Source organism: Cupriavidus sp. GW823-FHT07B10 (assembly GCF_058794355.1).
On sequence record NZ_JBXAGS010000001.1, the window covers coordinates 1 to 17021 of the forward strand.

Annotated in this window: 15 protein-coding genes and 1 pseudogene; 9 read left to right on the forward strand and 7 right to left on the reverse strand. The window is 56.9% G+C overall.

What is annotated here, in order from left to right:
* Window positions 1–143: 143 nt before the first annotated feature.
* The 7 genes and pseudogenes from AC1Q6V_RS00005 to AC1Q6V_RS00035 all read left to right on the forward strand — a co-directional run bounded on the left by AC1Q6V_RS00005 (window position 144) and on the right by AC1Q6V_RS00035 (window position 6852).
* Window positions 144–569, forward strand: a complete 426-nt coding sequence (locus tag AC1Q6V_RS00005; RefSeq protein WP_454749892.1) for a helix-turn-helix domain-containing protein — start codon at window positions 144–146, stop codon at window positions 567–569.
* 437 nt (window positions 570–1006) lie between these two features.
* Window positions 1007–1537, forward strand: a complete 531-nt coding sequence (locus AC1Q6V_RS00010) for a Tn7 transposase TnsA N-terminal domain-containing protein (RefSeq protein ID WP_454749891.1) — start codon at window positions 1007–1009, stop codon at window positions 1535–1537.
* On the forward strand, window positions 1515–3533 hold the full coding sequence (locus AC1Q6V_RS00015; protein WP_454749890.1) for a transposase: 2019 nt from the start codon (window positions 1515–1517) through the stop codon (window positions 3531–3533). The genes AC1Q6V_RS00010 and AC1Q6V_RS00015 overlap by 23 nt, the downstream gene beginning before the upstream one ends.
* Before the next feature lie 3 nt (window positions 3534–3536).
* Entirely contained in the window at window positions 3537–4559 is a 1023-nt protein-coding gene (locus AC1Q6V_RS00020; RefSeq protein ID WP_454749889.1) for a TniB family NTP-binding protein, read from the forward strand.
* Window positions 4560–4584: 25 nt separating this feature from the next.
* On the forward strand, window positions 4585–5370 hold the full coding sequence (locus AC1Q6V_RS00025) for a TniQ family protein (protein ID WP_492344496.1): 786 nt from the start codon (window positions 4585–4587) through the stop codon (window positions 5368–5370).
* A 138-nt stretch (window positions 5371–5508) separates the two neighbouring features.
* Window positions 5509–5865, forward strand: a pseudogene (locus AC1Q6V_RS00030) (TniQ family protein); the annotation flags it as partial.
* A gap of 306 nt (window positions 5866–6171) precedes the next feature.
* Complete coding sequence (locus AC1Q6V_RS00035) at window positions 6172–6852, forward strand: helix-turn-helix domain-containing protein (RefSeq protein ID WP_454749916.1); 681 nt, start codon at window positions 6172–6174, stop codon at window positions 6850–6852.
* 5 nt (window positions 6853–6857) lie between these two features.
* Here AC1Q6V_RS00035 and AC1Q6V_RS00040 read toward each other — a convergent pair whose 3' ends face one another.
* The 7 genes from AC1Q6V_RS00040 to AC1Q6V_RS00070 form a co-directional block, all read right to left on the reverse strand.
* Window positions 6858–7208 carry a hypothetical protein gene (locus AC1Q6V_RS00040; RefSeq protein ID WP_454749887.1) on the reverse strand — a complete coding sequence of 117 codons (351 nt, stop codon included), beginning with the start codon at window positions 7206–7208 and terminating at the stop codon, window positions 6858–6860.
* A gap of 98 nt (window positions 7209–7306) precedes the next feature.
* Window positions 7307–8434, reverse strand: coding sequence for a protein NO VEIN domain-containing protein (locus AC1Q6V_RS00045; protein WP_454749886.1), 1128 nt, complete (start codon window positions 8432–8434; stop codon window positions 7307–7309).
* Between the two features lie 218 nt (window positions 8435–8652).
* Window positions 8653–9276, reverse strand: coding sequence for an HAD family hydrolase (locus tag AC1Q6V_RS00050; RefSeq protein ID WP_454749885.1), 624 nt, complete (start codon window positions 9274–9276; stop codon window positions 8653–8655).
* Between the two features lie 375 nt (window positions 9277–9651).
* Window positions 9652–10464: a YdcF family protein gene (locus AC1Q6V_RS00055; protein ID WP_454749884.1), complete on the reverse strand. Its 813-nt coding sequence runs from the start codon at window positions 10462–10464 to the stop codon at window positions 9652–9654.
* A 197-nt stretch (window positions 10465–10661) separates the two neighbouring features.
* Window positions 10662–11543 carry a plasmid partitioning protein RepB C-terminal domain-containing protein gene (locus AC1Q6V_RS00060; protein ID WP_116381135.1) on the reverse strand — a complete coding sequence of 294 codons (882 nt, stop codon included), beginning with the start codon at window positions 11541–11543 and terminating at the stop codon, window positions 10662–10664.
* On the reverse strand, window positions 11540–12442 hold the full coding sequence (locus AC1Q6V_RS00065) for a ParB/RepB/Spo0J family partition protein (RefSeq protein ID WP_454749883.1): 903 nt from the start codon (window positions 12440–12442) through the stop codon (window positions 11540–11542). Before AC1Q6V_RS00065 ends, AC1Q6V_RS00060 begins: the two co-directional genes overlap by 4 nt.
* Window positions 12439–14001, reverse strand: coding sequence for a recombinase family protein (locus AC1Q6V_RS00070; protein ID WP_116381133.1), 1563 nt, complete (start codon window positions 13999–14001; stop codon window positions 12439–12441). Before AC1Q6V_RS00070 ends, AC1Q6V_RS00065 begins: the two co-directional genes overlap by 4 nt.
* 2312 nt (window positions 14002–16313) lie before the next feature.
* Here AC1Q6V_RS00070 and AC1Q6V_RS00075 point away from each other — a divergent pair.
* Window positions 16314–16862 (forward strand): DUF6708 domain-containing protein, encoded by a 549-nt coding sequence (locus AC1Q6V_RS00075; protein ID WP_492344497.1) that lies wholly within the window; start codon window positions 16314–16316, stop codon window positions 16860–16862.
* Window positions 16859–16981 (forward strand): hypothetical protein, encoded by a 123-nt coding sequence (locus AC1Q6V_RS00080; RefSeq protein ID WP_255266302.1) that lies wholly within the window; start codon window positions 16859–16861, stop codon window positions 16979–16981. Before AC1Q6V_RS00075 ends, AC1Q6V_RS00080 begins: the two co-directional genes overlap by 4 nt.
* The last annotated feature ends 40 nt before the right edge of the window (window positions 16982–17021 follow it).

Below are 17021 nucleotides of genomic sequence, written 5' to 3' on the forward strand. Positions count from 1 at the left end.
TAGTCATAAACACAGTCGTATGCCTACCCGCTATTGTAAGTGGGGGACTGTGTCCGGCGATTCAGGGGGCCGCTCCATGTACTTAAATAGCTGCTGATTGCTGTCAGGACGTTGTACTAAATACCTTAACCAGGTGCAGCTGCATGAGTAGCCCATTCGCCACTTTTATCCGTGACTTACGTTTGCGTAGTGGCTTGCGTCAGCATGAGTTGGCCAAGTTGTTGGGCTACGAGCAGGCCTACGTCTCCGCCATCGAATTGGGCGTCAAGCCGCCGAGTGAAGAATTCTTGGATAGGCTCGACAGCGGGCTGTCTCTAAATGACCGAGACAACCTTGAGATGCGGCTTGCTGCAGAGAACTCGAGACGGCGGTTTGTGCTGCCGGCAGATGTGCCGACAGAGACATACCTGCTATGCCACGAGCTTTGGAAGAAGATTGATCGGCTGTATCCGGCTCAAATCCGCGCCTTACGGGAATTGGTAAGGATTGATGAACTTCTTACAGACGAGCCCACGTACGGTCCGGAACGCTTGCGCCGCCGTAGATTAAAGGAGGATGCCGAAATGTAAAAACGGGACAAACCTTGGCGGCTTGCCCCGTCGCTGACCTCGTTTGGAGGCCGATACTTCTGGTTGGCGCTTGAAGTATCCCTCCTCGCGGTCGGCTGGTCAAGGCCGCTCATTCATCGACCCCCGGTTTACTTCGGCCCTACTTTGGGAATCACAACCCAAGGGCGGGAGATGTTACGCCCGAAAGCCGGAGTTTTGTCGGTGACACCTCGCATGGGGTGCCGCCGGCCGGCGGTCGCCTCGAAGAAAGCGATTAGGGACCCATCATGGCAGAACACAAATTGCCTACCCCGCATATCCCGGCAAGGCATCTCTTCCCCTCCGACCTCCCATATCACAGCACACGCAACCCCGTGCGACCTTCAGGGCGAGGGTTCAGGGGGAAATTCTACTCCCGCAAAATGCGCCGAATGGTGCGGTGCGAGAGCCTCCTTGAGATGAACTGTCTCTACCTAGCAGAGTTCGCTCGCACCATCGCAGACTTCCACGAACAACCTGTGTCGATTTCATATCTGATCAATGGACGCCGGCGGAGATATACGCCTGACTTTAGGTTCCTATGGCAAGACGGCCGGGAATGGTTTGTTGAGGTCAAGCCCGCCGAAAAGCTCTACACGCCGGAAAACAACGAACGCTTTGCCGCAATCACCAGGCACTTTGAAAGTGCTGGTGCTCGCTTTGTTGCACTCACGGAAGAGCAGATTTGCCAATCCCAACGGTCGAAGATGGTTCAGTACCTCCTGCGCATGCGTCCTAACGATTCGGGACCGAGCGCCTGGGCGGGCTTAAGTTGGGACGATCACCGCTCAGCCAGCTTTGCGGAAGCGGCACAACTACTAGGAAGCCCTAAAACAGTGGTCGAGGCGTTGGCCCGTCGCGATTTCGTCTGCGACCTCCACCAGCCATTGACTGCTGGAACTTCGATTCGCACCTTCGCGGAGGCCGATGATGACGCACTCTTCATTTAAGCGAGGATCAATTCTCTCGATAGACGACATCTGCCATCGTATCGTCGAGATTACTGGTGACCGCTTCCAACTACGCGCCGCTACCGACGGCGCACTGCACGAGTACTCCAGTCAGGAGCTCCTGAGCTTGTATGAGCATGCCCGTCTCAAGGTCACCGCTCTTCAGAACTTCCCGGCTGACGATGACGAGCGTTCCAACCAAGCCCCGGTCGAACGTAGTCTGGCGGATTTCTCGGAACCGATACGTATCAAGGCCATGCGCAAGTGGAAGTACCTTACGGCAATCTGCCCAGACGGGCGGCTCGGGTTCAGTCGAAAGATGCTGCGCGAATCGCTTCGCATGTGTGCTGAACAAATCGAGCCCGGCAAGATGCCACCAAGGATCGCAACCTTCTATTCTTGGCGACGGCAGTGGGTGCTCGGCCGCTTTGACATTCGTGCCCTAATAGACAAATGGGAGCTTCGCGGCCGACGGCCAGGCACTAACTACCCCGACTTACTCCGCGAACTGATAGTCGAGGGTATCGAGACTATCTATCTCACAGAGCAACGCGAGTCCAAAGCGGAACTGCGTGATTGGATAAATGCTCGAATCAGGAGAGCGAATCTTGCGAGACCGCCAGAAGAAGCACTACGGGATGCCTCGATCCGGCTCATCAACAGATTCCTTGAGCAATACGAAAAGTACAACGTGCTGAAGCGTCGCTATGGCGAGCGGCTAGCGACACAAGAGCTGGCGATGTTTGGTAAGGGGCCTGAATGCACGCGGCCACTGCAGCGTGTCGAAGTTGACAACACCCCATTGGATATCTTAGTCATCGACGAAGCTACAAGGCTTGTACTCGGCCGGCCGTGGGTCACGGTGATGATTGACCGGTATTCGCGCATGGTGGTCGGTTTCTATGTGAGCTTCAGGAAGCCCAGTGTCGAATCGGTGCTTCGCTGCTTGCGTCACGCCATGCTTCCCAAGACATATATGCGTGAGAAGTACCCCGAAATCGTGGCCACTTGGCCGTGCTATGGGGTGATCGAGCTACTCGTATGCGACAACGGTCTCGAGTTTCACGCGCAAGACTTAGAAGCTGCGTGCGCAGACATTGGAACACATCTGCTCTACTGTCAGCCGCGCACCCCTCATTTAAAAGGAGTCGTCGAGCGCTTCCTCAAGACACTCAACTACAACTTCCTCCACCTCGTCCCCGGGACCACATACGCAACGTACGAACAGCGGCTTGGCTACGACTCAGCTGCGAAAGCCGTTCTTACGCTGGGCGAACTTCAGCAGGTCCTTCACAAGTGGATCGTGGAAGTGTATGGCGCAACGTATCACAGAGGCATCAACACTGCCCCCTTACAACGGTGGAAAGAAGGTGTGGAAATCGACCCGCCTGAACTTGCGCCTGACCCGCAGCGCCTCAAAGTATATCTTGGCCAAGTCGAAACGAGACGGTTGGACCAGAATGGCGTTCAACTAAACAACTTGCGGTACACGTCGACCGCACTTCAGCGCATTCGCGGAAATAGAAAGTCGCTAGAAGTCAAAGTCAGATATGACCCGGACGACCTGGGGGCCGTGCATGTTTTGGATCCGGAGCGCAAGGACTATGTTGTTGCAACCTGCACAACGCCGGACGTTGCGAATGGCCTCACGATTGAGCAACATACTCTAATCACTAGAAAGGCAAAGGCGGACTACGCGGCATTGCCGCTACACGACGCCATGCTCGTCGCGAAGATGGAGTTGCGGGAGTATACCGAGCGTCTAATGCAGACCCGGATATCACCGGCATTACCGAAAGAAAAGCAGTCCGCAGCGGCCAAGGAGGTCCTAAGGCAGCACGCCGAAGCATCCTCTGCTTACTCAGACACAAGTCCAACGCTCCCACCCCAAGAGACAAATACGGCGGACTTCGTGACCTCGTGGCTCGCCGACCAAGAGTTGTCGAACTACGACGTTGAATACCGTCCGATGCAACCAAGAGAATCGAGGGAGTGAGCCATGGAAAAATTTAGTAGCGATCGGCCGAAGCGACTTCGCGACATGCCCCTAGGGCATTCGCAGCGCGATATGTTTCCTAGTGGCACGCCTTCACTTCGCCCGGCCGATGCGGCCGTGTTCGAGTTTAGGAGAAAGCTCATTCGACACCCCGCATTCACCTCAGCCGTGCAGGCCATCGAGCGGTGTCACCTATATGGCCATTATCTAGTCGAAGAGCCAGATTGTCTCCTCATAACTGGTGTCTCAGGTGCAGGTAAGTCAACGATACGCAGGACATACGCAGCCAGATATCCGCGGGAGGAGCTCGAGGAAATCACCGTGATACGAGTTCTGGAGCTAGAGCTTCCGGCGGCACCGACGATCAAGAATGTCGCAGAGAGGATACTAATTGCCCTGGATGATCCCTATCCAGACAAAGGATCCGCCGAAACAAAGACCGGGCGCATAATTACCCTGTTTAAGTCGTGTGGCGTTGAACTCGTAATGCTAGACGAATTCCAACAGTTCGTCGCTAAGTCGGAGGGAAAGATCGAGTACAAGGTTGCCGACTGGCTAAAGCAACTGATCAACGCCACGCGGGTTCCCTTCGTGCTACTCGGACTCCCTCGCTGCAAGCGAATCCTAGAATTGAATGAGCAGCTGCGCCGCCGGTTTCTTCCCCAAGCTACCTTGTCACCATTTTCAATTAAGACAAAGCGAGAAGCGATCAAGTTCGCAGAGTTCCTTAACACACTCCATTCCCAAACGCCGCTTAGCAAACCATCCGCATTCATTGAACCGGCAGTGGTCCCTCTCATGTTTTATGCAACCAACGGACTCATTGACTATGTCATGAAGCTCACCAGCAGTGCAATACAGATTGCGTTGGAAGAGGGGCGTGAGTGCATAGATATCGATGTGTTGAGGAGAGCCTTCGAAAACGCGATTTGGTCTCAGGTTGATCGCGAACGGAATCCGTTTGATAGTGAATTCATACCTAGACCGCTTAACAAAGACGGTGAGCCGTTCAGTGGTTACTGCTAAGAAACTGCTTCCAGCAAAGCTCCTTGTGCGGCCAAGGCCGTACAAGGGTGAAAGCCTATTTAGCTATGTCCATAGGATTGGGGAACTGAATGGTCTGACTGCGCTGAATTGGGCACCTTCGGTGCTGAGTAAACTGGTGTCGTTTGGGAGCCGAAGCCACCGACCTTACCTGCTGCTAGCGGAGTTGGTTGGAATTGATCCAGAGGTCCTCGCCAGCACGACATGTCGCCCCAGAGCTACGGGACTACAGCATGTGGTGCGGTTCATGAATTTGGACGTACCCAAAAAGTTTTTTCGCAGGACTCGTTCTGCGATTTGCGTAGAGTGCTTGCGCGAGCGGGATGCTGCGCCAGCCGTTCGGGATCTACGCTTGATCTGCGCCTGTGTGCGGCACCGGCGTTGGTTGATCGATACCTGTCCGAAGTGTGGTTGTACTTTAGATTGGCGTCGTGAACACTTGACCCGATGCGCGTGTGGAAACGACCTTACGCGCGGCATTCAGAGCGATCTGGAGCCGCCTGAGAACGTATTGATCTTCACGAATGCATTGGAAGATAGGCTTAGGAACGATCTTCCATTCGCGGAACAGTGTGCCGGAGGATTTCGGCACTTCATCACGGGATGGCTGGTATCTGAGTCCATCACGCTTTTTCAAAGCGCGGAACGCTATGTAAGGCGGTACGACGGTGGGGACATGGAGATACCGCGCTCTACGGTGAACCATCGATTTGATATGGCGGCGGTACTGACCATGTCACAAATACTAGTGGAGCGGCTGACGACGCCCTTCCATGTGGAGGCGCGTCAATGAAAGAGACATCAATTTGCATTCGCGACATGCCAAGTGAAAGCAGCACTATTATCTAGCCTCGATTCGTCGAGCCCCCTTGCAGCCTAAAGATAATCCTGTAGCGAAGCGCTGGTGATCGTCCTCGTTGGAGGTGAAGATATGCGGCTATTGATTCGGCCATTGCCCCTTGCGCATGAGTCTAGGCAAGGTTATGTCCTCCGCTTGAGTTCACTGAACGGGTTCGATCATCCGCGATGGTTTGTACCCTTTGCGATCGCAAGCGATGAAAGGGGTGGGCAGAGAGCATTGCTGGAGGTACTCACGGGGCATGACAATGCTACGCTGTCAACGCTGCGCGGGCCAATATCTGGTCTCGGCTTGTTGAATACGCGAGATAGCGGCGATGTAGCCGTGCGCTATTGGAACACCCGCTTTCAGCGCTATTGCCCGATTTGCTTGGCCGCGACGCGTTACCACCGCGCTATTTGGGGATTGACCTTCGGGGTTGCCTGTCACGAACACGCGGTTTGGTTGCGCGACGACTGCCCTGAATGTGGGCAGAGCATACGATGGACCGGTGCGCCGCTCGGTAAGTGTTCATGCGGCGCTCCGCTTGAGACTGCTGCTGCGCTGCCGTGCACCGAAAATGCTCGCTCTTATGTTCGCATGTTAGCTTCCGCGCTGCATCCTTGTTCGACAATTGCGCAAGCTTTTTCACCGAAAGTAGGACCTCTTAACATCGACCAGTTGCTTCGCATCACCTGGTTTCTCGGCGCGTACGCTATACGGCAAAAAGCTAAGGCGCAGAAGATCTCTGGTGTCATGCGCCTCGACCACGCTATCAGTATGGTTGAGGCTACTGCGACTGTACTCTTCGATTGGCCGAGCGGTTTTCACATGTTGCTGGATGAGCTAGGCAAGAGATCACGTTTGGCGGAAAGTGGCAACAGACTACCTGCTCATTTTGGGAGGTTCTACCCAACACTGTACAAGGGGTTTCCCGAGCCGTCATTTGCCGTCCTCCGAGAGGAATTCGAGCGCTACATCGCCAATCACTGGTCGGGCCAACTCAACAAACGTAACCGAAGGATCTCGCAGGCGTCCCGTGATTCGAACGAGTGGATTTCAATCAAAGAGGCCGCAAAAATCTTGCATATGCGAACCACTAGGGTGAAACAGCTAGTGGTGGAGGGAGTGCTCATTGGGAGATTCTTTTCGACCACGAGCGGGCGTAAGATGGGATCTGTACTCAAGGCTAGTGTTGACGATGCCGCAGGCGGACAAGCAAACCTGGTTACGCTGGCAGAAGCGAGGGAGATGTCAGGACTCTCCAAAAAGCGCCTATACAAGTTAGTAGACGAGGGGCACCTGCGGGCTGCAAGGGGGCCGCGGGTCGACGGATATCCCATCTGGCAGTTTGATAGGGCGGCTCTTGAGAGAGCTATAAGCTCGGTCAAAGATGAGGACGGGGGCAACAATGGCAAAATAAAAAGCCACCCGTAGGTGGCTTATTTGTGGCGCAGTCCGGGTCTGCGACGCAGCCCTGCCATTACAGTGAACGGCCGATCCTTGTCTTGCTGTGCATCCCGGTTGACGCGCCGACGAATGGCATCCGCATCCATATTCGGCTGCGAGAAAAGAGCTTCGACGCGCGAGCGGGCTGCGGTGAGTTCCACTGCTACGTCGCCAACTCGCATCGTGCGGTGGCCGATGCGTACCGTTTCAGACTCTCCGGCCTCTTGCGCAAGGGTAACCTCCAGAAGCGCATTCGCCTGGATCGTCGCGCGAGCGAACGGCGACAGCCTGCCAATTCTCTTCTTGTTCGCCTGAGACATGGCGTCCTCTTCTGTGAGGTCCATCAGTGCTTCGATTCTACCCGAATACGCCAAGGGGGAGCGGTAAGGTAAGGCAGGCAGACGGCTTACGAGATAGAGATGAGAGACGGGGTGCCGATGGCCTATGAGCGAATAGCTTTGAGGCGGGCTCTGTAGTCCATTGGCTCGAGCAACAAATTCGAGGATAGGCCGCCGCGCAGGATAAAGAGCTTCGGAGCGGCCGAGAAATCAAATACGCGATAGAGGCAGAACGCGTCGCCAGTCTCGTCCGAAAAATCCTTCTCGTTTCGACTTACGATGAATGGTGTGAGCGGGCCACCATTCGTTGTCTTGACCTCAATGAAGCGAGCCAGCTCCGATGATTCGAACGACAAGATGTCGTAGCCAGTGCCATCCCCCAGGCGATCTGAAAGCCAATCGATCTTCGTTGCCAGATCCGGCCGTTCTTCGTTCTCAAGCCGGTCTTGCTCGAAGCGAACTACCCACGCTTCACCGCTATATCCAAGCTTACGATTGCGCTCGTCGCGGGCGGCATAGTCATACTTCCTGGGCAGACGAGCTTTCTTCGTTGTTGGTTGGAGGACTTCTACGATCGGAGGCGCCACTAATACTCCCTTGAAGAGTTGGTCGCCAGGCTCTGTCTTCGCCTCTAGGTTGTCGAGAACCCGCGAGATCTGACTTTCACTGGACGAGACAAACTCGAGGACCACCTGGCGCAACAGTTCCTGCAGATTCGTGCGCGGTTTATATCCTGGGATGTATGGGAGGTCGAGCTGATACAGGACCGCCGAAATGTTTTGATGTTTAAGTTCAATGGCTGCTTTACTTCGGATCTTGAGGTGCGACCGAAGACGAGCATTGTGCTCGCTTTTGTTATATGAAATTCGCTGAGCTTCGAGAGACAGCATCTCGAAGTAGTCCCGGACAGTAGCCTCTACCTCCGCTCTGCTCCATTCCTGTCCAACTCGAACCACTTCAAAGTCAAGGTCGCTCAGCACTCGCTCCACGGTGGCTTCGCCGCCGGAGAAGCTATCGGCGCCCAGCGGTCCTTTGTCAGGAAATGCGTAGCCGTAGGCTGCTCCAACAATCGCCTTCGAGTCATACAGGTTGCCTGTGACCGGGTCTCGGAGCATATACTCGCGCGACCTGCCGAACCCGTATTTTTCCAGAAACGCCGTTCTACCAAGCTGATCAAATTCATCGAGTGCCAGTTTGACGGCGTGAGGATCCTTCAGCTTGTGAATGCTCATGGCTCTAAGGGGGGCGGCTGTTGAGGTGCTCCGATCAGTAGATCAGTGCGTGCAGTCAGTGTAGCGTCCATTGGAGTTCGGAGGGGCCTTGCTCCGAGACAAATCTGATTTTCCAGTATCCCCCGAAGGGGTGAGGTTGCTCAGCATTTCACTGTGAACAAGCGCTTTCAGACATTGCGACACTCGATTGCGAGGAGAGTCATGCCACCGCCATGGCGCTATCCCGCCAGGGGTAGATCCAGAATCTCGGACAGCGAACGAATGGATAACGCTCCAGGTCGCGCCCCTTTCGACCTGACCAGGTGGCGAGCTTGCAAGCCGGCATTCATGGCGCCAAGGTAGTCGGCCTTATAGGTGTCGCCGACCATCAGCGTCGCTGCAGCCGGTACCCCAAGTTTCGACGTCGCCCACTCGAAGATCTCTACCTGTGGTTTAAGATATCCGACGTCAAACGACCAGGCATATACGTCCAGCTGTATTGGGAGAAGTTTGAGTAGCGGTGGTGCATAAGGCGCAGCCAAATTTGATGCAATAGCGAGCCTAATGCCACGACGTCTGAGCGCCATCAGCGTTGGGATAGCGTCATCAAATAAGCGGATGCTTGCAAGCTCGATCTCCAAACGCAGTTCAAGCTCAGCGACGTCGATGTCGGTGAATCCAAAGCTCTCAACTGCCTGACGGATACTGACTGGGCGTGTCATCAGGGCAACACGCGCGTCAAGGCGCCTACCACCAGCGCGCACAATCTCGGCAAACGGGTGGCGGGGATTCTGGATTTCGCACAGCGTATCGAACGCATCAAAAATTACCGCCCCGATAGGCACCGAAGGAGTCGCCGACATGCTTGCCTTCCAAACGTGGGTAAAATCGTCCTCGCGGAGTAATGGAATCGTCTGCCAAAGCGAATGCGTAATGAGAGTCTGGGCCCATGGCCAATCATACTCGCTGCTCGTCATCACATGGGATACGTTGGAGGCAAGCGTTTGTCTTGATGACGACGTACCTCACGCGCTATTTCGCCGTTGAAGCAGCTGCCGGACCAGAGCGCCGTCTGCTCGCAGGCACTGGGTTGAAAGGGAGGTATTGCCCGGCAGATTGCGATTGCGGACGGCCGGGGTGTTCTGTAGGCGAAGGAAGATACCGCGCGGCCGATTGACCTCGCGCCGTTCATACTTGGCCAGCGCACGATTTCCGCCCCTTATGGGGTGCTGCGAGCCTCAGATCTCTCCCAGCGCCCACCCGCTGATGAACGCGAAATATTCCCTTAACCACGCGTTGTAGCGCAGGTAATGTGGGGTAGGCGCGGCTGCCCCAACTACTGCCCCCAATCCCACCTTCTGAGCAATCCTCTTAGCCCGCATCAGATGAAAATCACTGGTCACCAGTACCAGCGGGTCCGCAGCACTCACGCCTTTCTTCTCCAGCAATCCGCGGCTGAAGCGCAGATTTTCCTCCGTGCTGGTACTTCGATCCTCCCGGATCAGGCGGTCGGGCGCCAGGCCGTGCGCGGTCAGATAGTCCCCCATGATATCCGCCTCGCGACATTGCCGTAGGAAGTCCCGCCCACCGCTCACCACCACCCACGCCGCAGGCCATTGCCGCGCGAGCGCCGTGCCCTCGTCTAGCCGCGCCCTCAGCGTCGGCGACGCAATGCAATGCGGTGTGCCGGAGCCAAGGATGATGATGGCCTTCGCGGCCATTGCCTTCGGCGCGGATTCGGCAATGCCGCGGTGGATGAAGTAGAAGAACACCGCCACCGTCGTCAGCCATACTGCGAATGCCGTCCACCCTGCCCGCCAGATCCATCGGTGCCGCGCGCTGGCCATACGCCATTGCGCCACGGCTTCCCAGCGCCATGACAACGCAAGACATGCAGCGCCGATCGCGCCGGGAAGCACCACGCCGAAGTTGATCAGCCCCGTCAGCATCAGCGCGATGGCATCGCCCAGCAGCAAGGCGGCCGCCAATGCCAGGCCGATGCGCCGCCACGGGGCGCCGGAATTTATGTCATGCGTTGTGGTTCGTGCCAACTTCGCCCTGTGTGTTGAACTCGTTGGCGTAAAGCATACCGTGTGTGACGGAGCCCGGCTGTGACAGCCGGGGAACCGGAGGCCATTCTTGAGCCGTGGTGGCAGCGCTTCTAGGGGCCGCATCTTTATTATCCGGGGCGGCGGCATTTGCCGGCTCCGTTCCGAGGCAAACGGCCGAATGGATGCGCCAGACGTGGCTATTGATCCAACGATACGGTTTGTACGATTAACTCAAACTCTGATAGCAGATCAGACTGCCTTTGACGAAGGAAGGTAGACACTGACTCATTCTCTAGCAGCTTTGCTAGATAGCCCTTCGCCAAAACGAGGTTCAAGATGTCTTGACCATAGGTCTGCTCAACGAGCTTGTATTGCCCCTGCAAGTTTGTCATTTCCCTTTCCATCTTTGCCATCTGCTCCTGCGTGACGCCGGTGAGCTTACGTGGCTTCTTGCCGTCGACAAGTAAGCTGGAAGGAGTGGCGACCAGCAACGCTTCGGCGTAGGCGATCGTGAGATTGTTTGCTGAAGCCATAAGTTCGATGCACTCGACTTGCCGGGTCGGCTTCATTTTCCTGATGGCGCGAACGAGCTCTGGTGAAAATTGCCGGTCCTTGAGTAGCTCCGCTGCCTCTGGGCAGATTCCGTTCAAGAGATTGGCCTTCTTCTGGATGTGTGTTACGTCGACGCTGAGCGCTTTGGCCAGGCGCTCCGGTGAGACGCCGCGATCTATCGCTCGTCTTAGCATGAGGTGCTCTTGAATGGTCGAGAGGCGATTGATGCGATTGTTGTATGTAAAGCTCTCATCGTCGGTCGCAATAAGGCAGGACGCCTCGACGAAGCCTAGCTCCCGAAGGGCGATCAGTCGGATGTGCCCGTCCAGAAGGACATGCTGACCAGACTGCTCATCGGCTGCCGTGACTGAGAGAGGCTCTATCAGTCCGATTTCCTCTATCGATGACTTGATCTGATTGAACTTTCGGGACGTGGCAATGCCTTCCGGGGTGCGCCGAGACGGAAGAATGCAGACCACAGGAATGTTCAACGGCTCAGGAATGAAGCCCAGCGTAACGCCGCTCATCTCAACACACCTCCGGGCCACACGCGTTCAGATAAGTACTTCGGGAGCGTGGCGAGGTCTTCAGCACGCAGAAGATTGATGAAGTTCTCATCAGCGAAGAGCTGTCGTAGAGCTCCCACAACGAACATCAGCCGTTGTTGCGCAAACTCGGCCTTGCGGACCATGGATTTTTGGCGCTCAACCTCATTCTGATATGTGCGGATAAGGCTAGACGAAGAGACGTCGCTAGCTTGCCGCGGCATCCTACGAGAGCTTGTCCTGCCGAGTGTCTGGCGACGCTCGATCACTCGGCGCGCGTCCATGAGTTGCTTGCCTCTCAACTTGCCTGATTCGTAAGCCTCCTGTAGAGCCGCCTGAATCGCCTTGTCATCGTCGCCAGCACCTACAATTGCAAGTGCGGCGTTCAGTGGGATGCTGCCTTTCTCGACAGCGACGAGCAAGCGCTCTTCACCTTGCTGAAGCAGCGTCAGGATGCCCTGGATGTACTGTTGAGTTAGTCCCGTCTTTTCGGCGATGACTCTCGGTGAGTAGCCTTGCTCATGTAGCTGGCGAATGCCTGCCAGCAGTTCCAGTGAACGACACTGGCGGCGCGCGATGTTTTCAGCCAGGCTCATGAGGAAGGCTTCCTCATCGCTAACGTGAACGACGAGAGCTGGAATCGTTGTTTCACCGAGGGACCGGAATGCTTTGAGACGTCCCTCACCACAGACAAGCATGTACTTCTCCCCGCCATCTGCAGCCAAGCGCGGGGTGACAGTAATTGGCTTCTTCAGGCCAATGGTTTTGATGTTCTCAACGATCTCGCCGAATACCTTTCCGTTCCGTTCTCGTGGATTCAGGACTTCGACACGATCGATTGGGATCATGCGAACCTCGCCTGGCTGCCGCTTTTCGCTCATGCTGCTCTCCTGAGCTTCGAGCGAGCCGCCATGCCATAAAGGTAGTCCAGGTTGTCAAATCGGTAGCTCTCCAGTTCGGCCGGATTGCGTTCGGCCAGGTTGATACGTGGCCTACAGAAGTCGAGGCGTGGGAGCAGGTAATAGTCCAGTATCGAGTCGTTCTCTTGGCCTAGGCGGACTGCGACAGTAATGTCGGGAGCGAGACTTGTGTCGAATCGTACCTTCCAGCGGTAATGGCCAGTCGCGGGAGATTGGCATCGAGCTAGGACGATCGAGGCATTGAACTCACCATTGAGCATAAGCAAGTCCGTAGCTGGATCGCGAACTACGGTGCCACCAAGCGCGGCGATTCTGCGCTCCGTCTCCGTCACCATCTCTGGATGGAGGCGGCGTAGGAAACGATTGGTCTCTACGTACCGGTAATCGCGGTCGGGCGTAAAACCAACCGTCTGATAAGCACGGATGAGGCTCCCGAAGTGATAAACGTAGACTGAGGTCGATGGCATTCCCTCCGTTTCATCGATAACTAGGCCGGATAGATAGCCGCGGCTCTTGTACAGTGCGCGTAGCCTGTCGATAAGCTCGCTATCCGAGTAGCGGCGAGCCCTTGCGCGCATGATGCCTTGAGCGGTGTAGAAGATATCGCTCGGGACTATTGGTTCAAAGGCATGCTCCTTCCGAATCCACATATCGGGGGTGTTCGCGACCCGAGTCTTCTTCAGCTTGAATGAGACGCGGTTGTAGACGTTGTTGCCAATGTACTTCTCGTTCGTCAGGACCTCCCTCACTGTAGATCGACCCCAAGGCCGACCGAGTTCCGTCTCGATTCGCATTGCGTTCAGGCGTGCAGCGATTTCATGCTCATTTAGCGACTCCTCGATGAACCACGAGTAGATGAGATTGACAGTACGTACCTCACTTTCCGGGCCAGGCATCAAGATCACGCGGTCAGTCTGAATGCTCTTGTGCTCGCCCCGTGCCAGCGGTGCTTTCATGACACCGTGCTGGTCCACAAGTACCCGCCGCAGCCCATACCCCGCGGGACCCCCTTGGCGAAAACCCATCTCAATAAGGCGGCATTGCCCAGCGAATACTTTTGATGAGAGTTCGCGGCTGTACTCCCCAGCCATTGCACGCTTTACACCCTTGACGATTGTGGACACAGGAGAACCATCGTTCTCGAACTGCTCGGCGCAATAGGCCACCTGTAAGCCAGCTCTCCGGCAGATGTACTCGTAGTACGCGCTTTCGTCGGCGTCCTGGAAGCGGCCCCACCGGCTCACGTCATAGACGAGGATGACCTGGAAATCCGCCGCGCCGGATTCGACGTCATGAATGAGGTTTTGGAGCGCCTGCCTGCCGTCGATGCGTAAGCCGCTCTTCCCTTCGTCGGCATAGGTACGGACTATGCGAAGGCCACGCCGTTGAGCATATTCCCGGATCTTGTCGCGCTGATTCTCAGTCGAGTACTGCTGATGTTCAGTCGACATGCGGACGTACTCGGCCGCTTGTACTTCGGCGCTCGGCGTTTCGCCATTGCGTTGAGGGACTGTCAGCATGATTTCGACTCACTGTCCAAATCGAGTGCCGTGCCCATGCTCCGCCAGCCCCCAAGTTGGCGATCGTTGGGACGTGCACACCGTCATTTTTAGCAGGTCCAAAGGCCTTGCGTGACACGTCCTCTCTTTGCAATCATGACGCGATCTGCACTCTCCCGCGCCAGGACTGTAATTCGGACGATCCACGGGTCCATCTTTGCAATCAGCGTTTGTGGCGCTGGAGACAGGGCGTAAATGCCTGAGCGGACGGCGGTAAGCCGTTTCCACACGTCCATCTTTGCAACGCGATTCGTGACGTTCCGCCGTTTTTGCTGTTCCCGGTTGCGGGCGGCATACGCGGGGTGGAGCTCACGGTACTCATGCCAATACCCCGGGTGTGCCGCGACCCAGTTGCGTTGGGCCTGTGCTTGGTTCGCGCGATAGTCCGCGTCGGTTGCTAAGCGCTGCCGCTGCCATTCGCGGCGCCGGCGTCGCTGGCACGCGCGTGCTGGGCAAAAGCGTTGCCCAGGTGTTTGGGGGCGAACCTCGAACGGCAGTCCGCACGCCTGGCACTGCCTGACGATTTTCATACGTCACTCCCGCGGCGGCAAACGGAGAGGTGACGGGTAGGCGTCTCGATCGTTCGCCTTGGCACAGCCCTATTAGTTAGCCAGATACTTAGTCATCCGGCCTAGGCTACTTTGAGATTTTCCCAGACTATTGGGACGCGTTTTGCGCGACAGTCGAGGTAGAGGCAAACCGGAGATTTCGGAGCGGGTGGGGTGCAAGGTGAGGAATTGTGCGCCAAAAGGCGCGTGCGGAGCAGTCCAGCTAATTCGCGCTTCTTTTCACTGCAGTCCAGCTAATTCCGGTTCTAAGACGGCCGAGCGGCGGCGGAATTAGCTGTTAAGTCATTGATTTTTCGAAAAACGCAGTCCAGCTAATTCCGGTTCCTCACAGCGGTATGGAAATCCGGAATTGGCTGGATTGTCGTGCACTAGATCTGCACACCGAGAGACCGTGAAGCACTTGAAATCCCGCGCGCTATCGGCAGCTGCGGACAAAGCTGAGGGAGCGAGCGGAATTCAACCGATCTGTTCCTGAATACGCTCGAAAAGAACATTCGAGCCAACGCGGAAGCGCAGCACACGAAGGAGGCCGAGGCGGCCCTCGCTGAGGCGGAGCGCACGGCGACCACGCCGGAAGGATTTCCAGCTTACGAACTCATGTCAGCCCTGTTCAATGGCAAAGCGACCGCCGAGCGCTGGAAGCGCGAAGACGCCGCGCGGGAAGCCACGCGCCTTGAGAGATTGAAAGCCGCCAGCGACGCCGCATGGAAGCCCTACGAAGATGAACTGACGCCGGGCAAGCGCCACCAGAATCTGGCGCCGCGCCTCAAGATGCTCAACGAGAATGTGCTCGCACCGATTGCGGCGTCGCTCGTGCAATGGCTCGTGAGCCCCCAGCTTGCCGCCTACATGCAGTACCGCCATGACAAGCTCGAACTGCCGCATGGCTATGTCTACAACGAGTCGCTGACCCGATGCCTGGAAAATGCGCTGGATACCGTGGAGTGCCGTCGCGTAATCAAGCGCTGGTTCGACGACGCGAATCCGGTACGCCACGATAATCTGCTTGCGCGGGCGCTGATGCTGGATCACAAGCCCATCATCGACACCGTGGCGGACCCGACCGACCAGGGATACGGGGCGATCTTCGGCATCCTGAAAAGCGGCATCGATAACATGGACGTCATGGCAAAGGACCTCACACTGCCCGAAGCGCTGGCGAAGATGAGTCTGGTGCCGCGCCTGACCTGGATACTTGCCGATGAGGTTATTCCTGCCCTGGCCAACAAGGTGGGGTCGGCGTCCGCCCGGTTGGCCTTGTATGGCATGAGCCTGTCCAGCGGCGTACGGTTGGTTTCCCGTACCGCGAGCGTCATGCAGATCCGTGCCACGGTGCTGAGCGACCTGGAGGCCGTCAATCCAGCACTCTACAAGCAGTTAGGCCGGACCCAGCACCGCGAGGAAGCCGCAGCCTGGGCGCGGCGGGCCAGCAGCAAGCTCGCGCAGAGCGCGAGGCTGGTCTGGTTCAGGACCGAGGATCTGGGGAGCAATGCCGAACTGAGCGTGCTCAAGCTGCGCACGGAAAATGACGTACCCGGCGTGCGGCAAGTTAAGGCAGTCTTGGGTTCTCGCTTCGTGAACGTCGGTGCGGTTGCCTGCATCCTGCAAGGGCTGGCGCTCTATCACGCCACCCAATCCTTCCGCGCGGCTGGCGAGTTCGATGAGGTGGAGAAAGGCACCAAGCTGGTGGGCGGCTTGGTGGCCATGGCCGGCATCCGCCATTACCAGCTCGACGCGGAGGGCAACGTGGTACGTGCCTTCGTGCTCGGCCAGTTCGCGCTGACGCTGGAAGAGATCTACGCGCAATGGGAATACTACCGGCGTTACATGCAGGACGGCCCCGCCAATCTGCCTGAGCCCTATCGTTTCTGGCCGCCGCGGGAGACGTTCTGGGAGGGGTACAAGATTTGCCGGGGCGGGAAATTCTCCGGGGCTTTTTGGGCCATGATCGACTTCATATTCTCGCCTTTCGCCCTGCTCGATGCATTCGCCCGTTGGCTCGTACTGGCCACGTGCGGCGACCCGGTGTGGCCGCCCGAGATCGAGGCAGCGTGCAAGCCCACACCCAACGACCCGTATGCCCGTCCCTACGCCGACGACTATATCGGTGTCCCGAGCGGCCCGGATGCCAAACCGTCGCGTGAAGACCTGGAACGGATGTGGGCGCAGGAGCCGCAGCGCAGGCGCGAGGGCGCCCTGACCCGAGCCGAGGCGGAGGACCTGATCCGGCGGCAGACGGAGGTCACGGTATGACGCAACGGTTGCGCTTTCTGCTGGACTTCGGCTATGCCACGGGACTGCGGATCAGCGAACTGACCCAGGCCGCGTTGCGCAATGTCGAGGTTGGATGGCTTATGGGTGGTTATGGGTAGTTATGGGTTATGGATGCGCCGGGCGCCGGGCGCCGGCCGT

Excerpts from the sequence above, each read along its gene's own strand:
- AC1Q6V_RS00005 (WP_454749892.1), top strand. The coding sequence starts at position 144 with ATGAGTAGCCCATTCGCCACTTTTATCCGTGACTTACGTTTGCGTAGT.
- AC1Q6V_RS00080 (WP_255266302.1), top strand. The coding sequence starts at position 16,859 with ATGACGCAACGGTTGCGCTTTCTGCTGGACTTCGGCTATGCCACGGGA.
- AC1Q6V_RS00050 (WP_454749885.1), bottom strand. The coding sequence starts at position 9,276 with ATGTCGGCGACTCCTTCGGTGCCTATCGGGGCGGTAATTTTTGATGCG.
- AC1Q6V_RS00045 (WP_454749886.1), bottom strand. The coding sequence starts at position 8,434 with ATGAGCATTCACAAGCTGAAGGATCCTCACGCCGTCAAACTGGCACTC.
- AC1Q6V_RS00070 (WP_116381133.1), bottom strand. The coding sequence starts at position 14,001 with ATGCTGACAGTCCCTCAACGCAATGGCGAAACGCCGAGCGCCGAAGTA.
- AC1Q6V_RS00060 (WP_116381135.1), bottom strand. The coding sequence starts at position 11,543 with ATGAGCGGCGTTACGCTGGGCTTCATTCCTGAGCCGTTGAACATTCCT.
- AC1Q6V_RS00035 (WP_454749916.1), top strand. The coding sequence starts at position 6,172 with ATGCGCCTCGACCACGCTATCAGTATGGTTGAGGCTACTGCGACTGTA.
- AC1Q6V_RS00040 (WP_454749887.1), bottom strand. The coding sequence starts at position 7,208 with ATGGACCTCACAGAAGAGGACGCCATGTCTCAGGCGAACAAGAAGAGA.
- AC1Q6V_RS00020 (WP_454749889.1), top strand. The coding sequence starts at position 3,537 with ATGGAAAAATTTAGTAGCGATCGGCCGAAGCGACTTCGCGACATGCCC.
- AC1Q6V_RS00015 (WP_454749890.1), top strand. The coding sequence starts at position 1,515 with ATGATGACGCACTCTTCATTTAAGCGAGGATCAATTCTCTCGATAGAC.
- AC1Q6V_RS00010 (WP_454749891.1), top strand. The coding sequence starts at position 1,007 with ATGAACTGTCTCTACCTAGCAGAGTTCGCTCGCACCATCGCAGACTTC.
- AC1Q6V_RS00075 (WP_492344497.1), top strand. The coding sequence starts at position 16,314 with ATGGCCGGCATCCGCCATTACCAGCTCGACGCGGAGGGCAACGTGGTA.
- AC1Q6V_RS00065 (WP_454749883.1), bottom strand. The coding sequence starts at position 12,442 with ATGAGCGAAAAGCGGCAGCCAGGCGAGGTTCGCATGATCCCAATCGAT.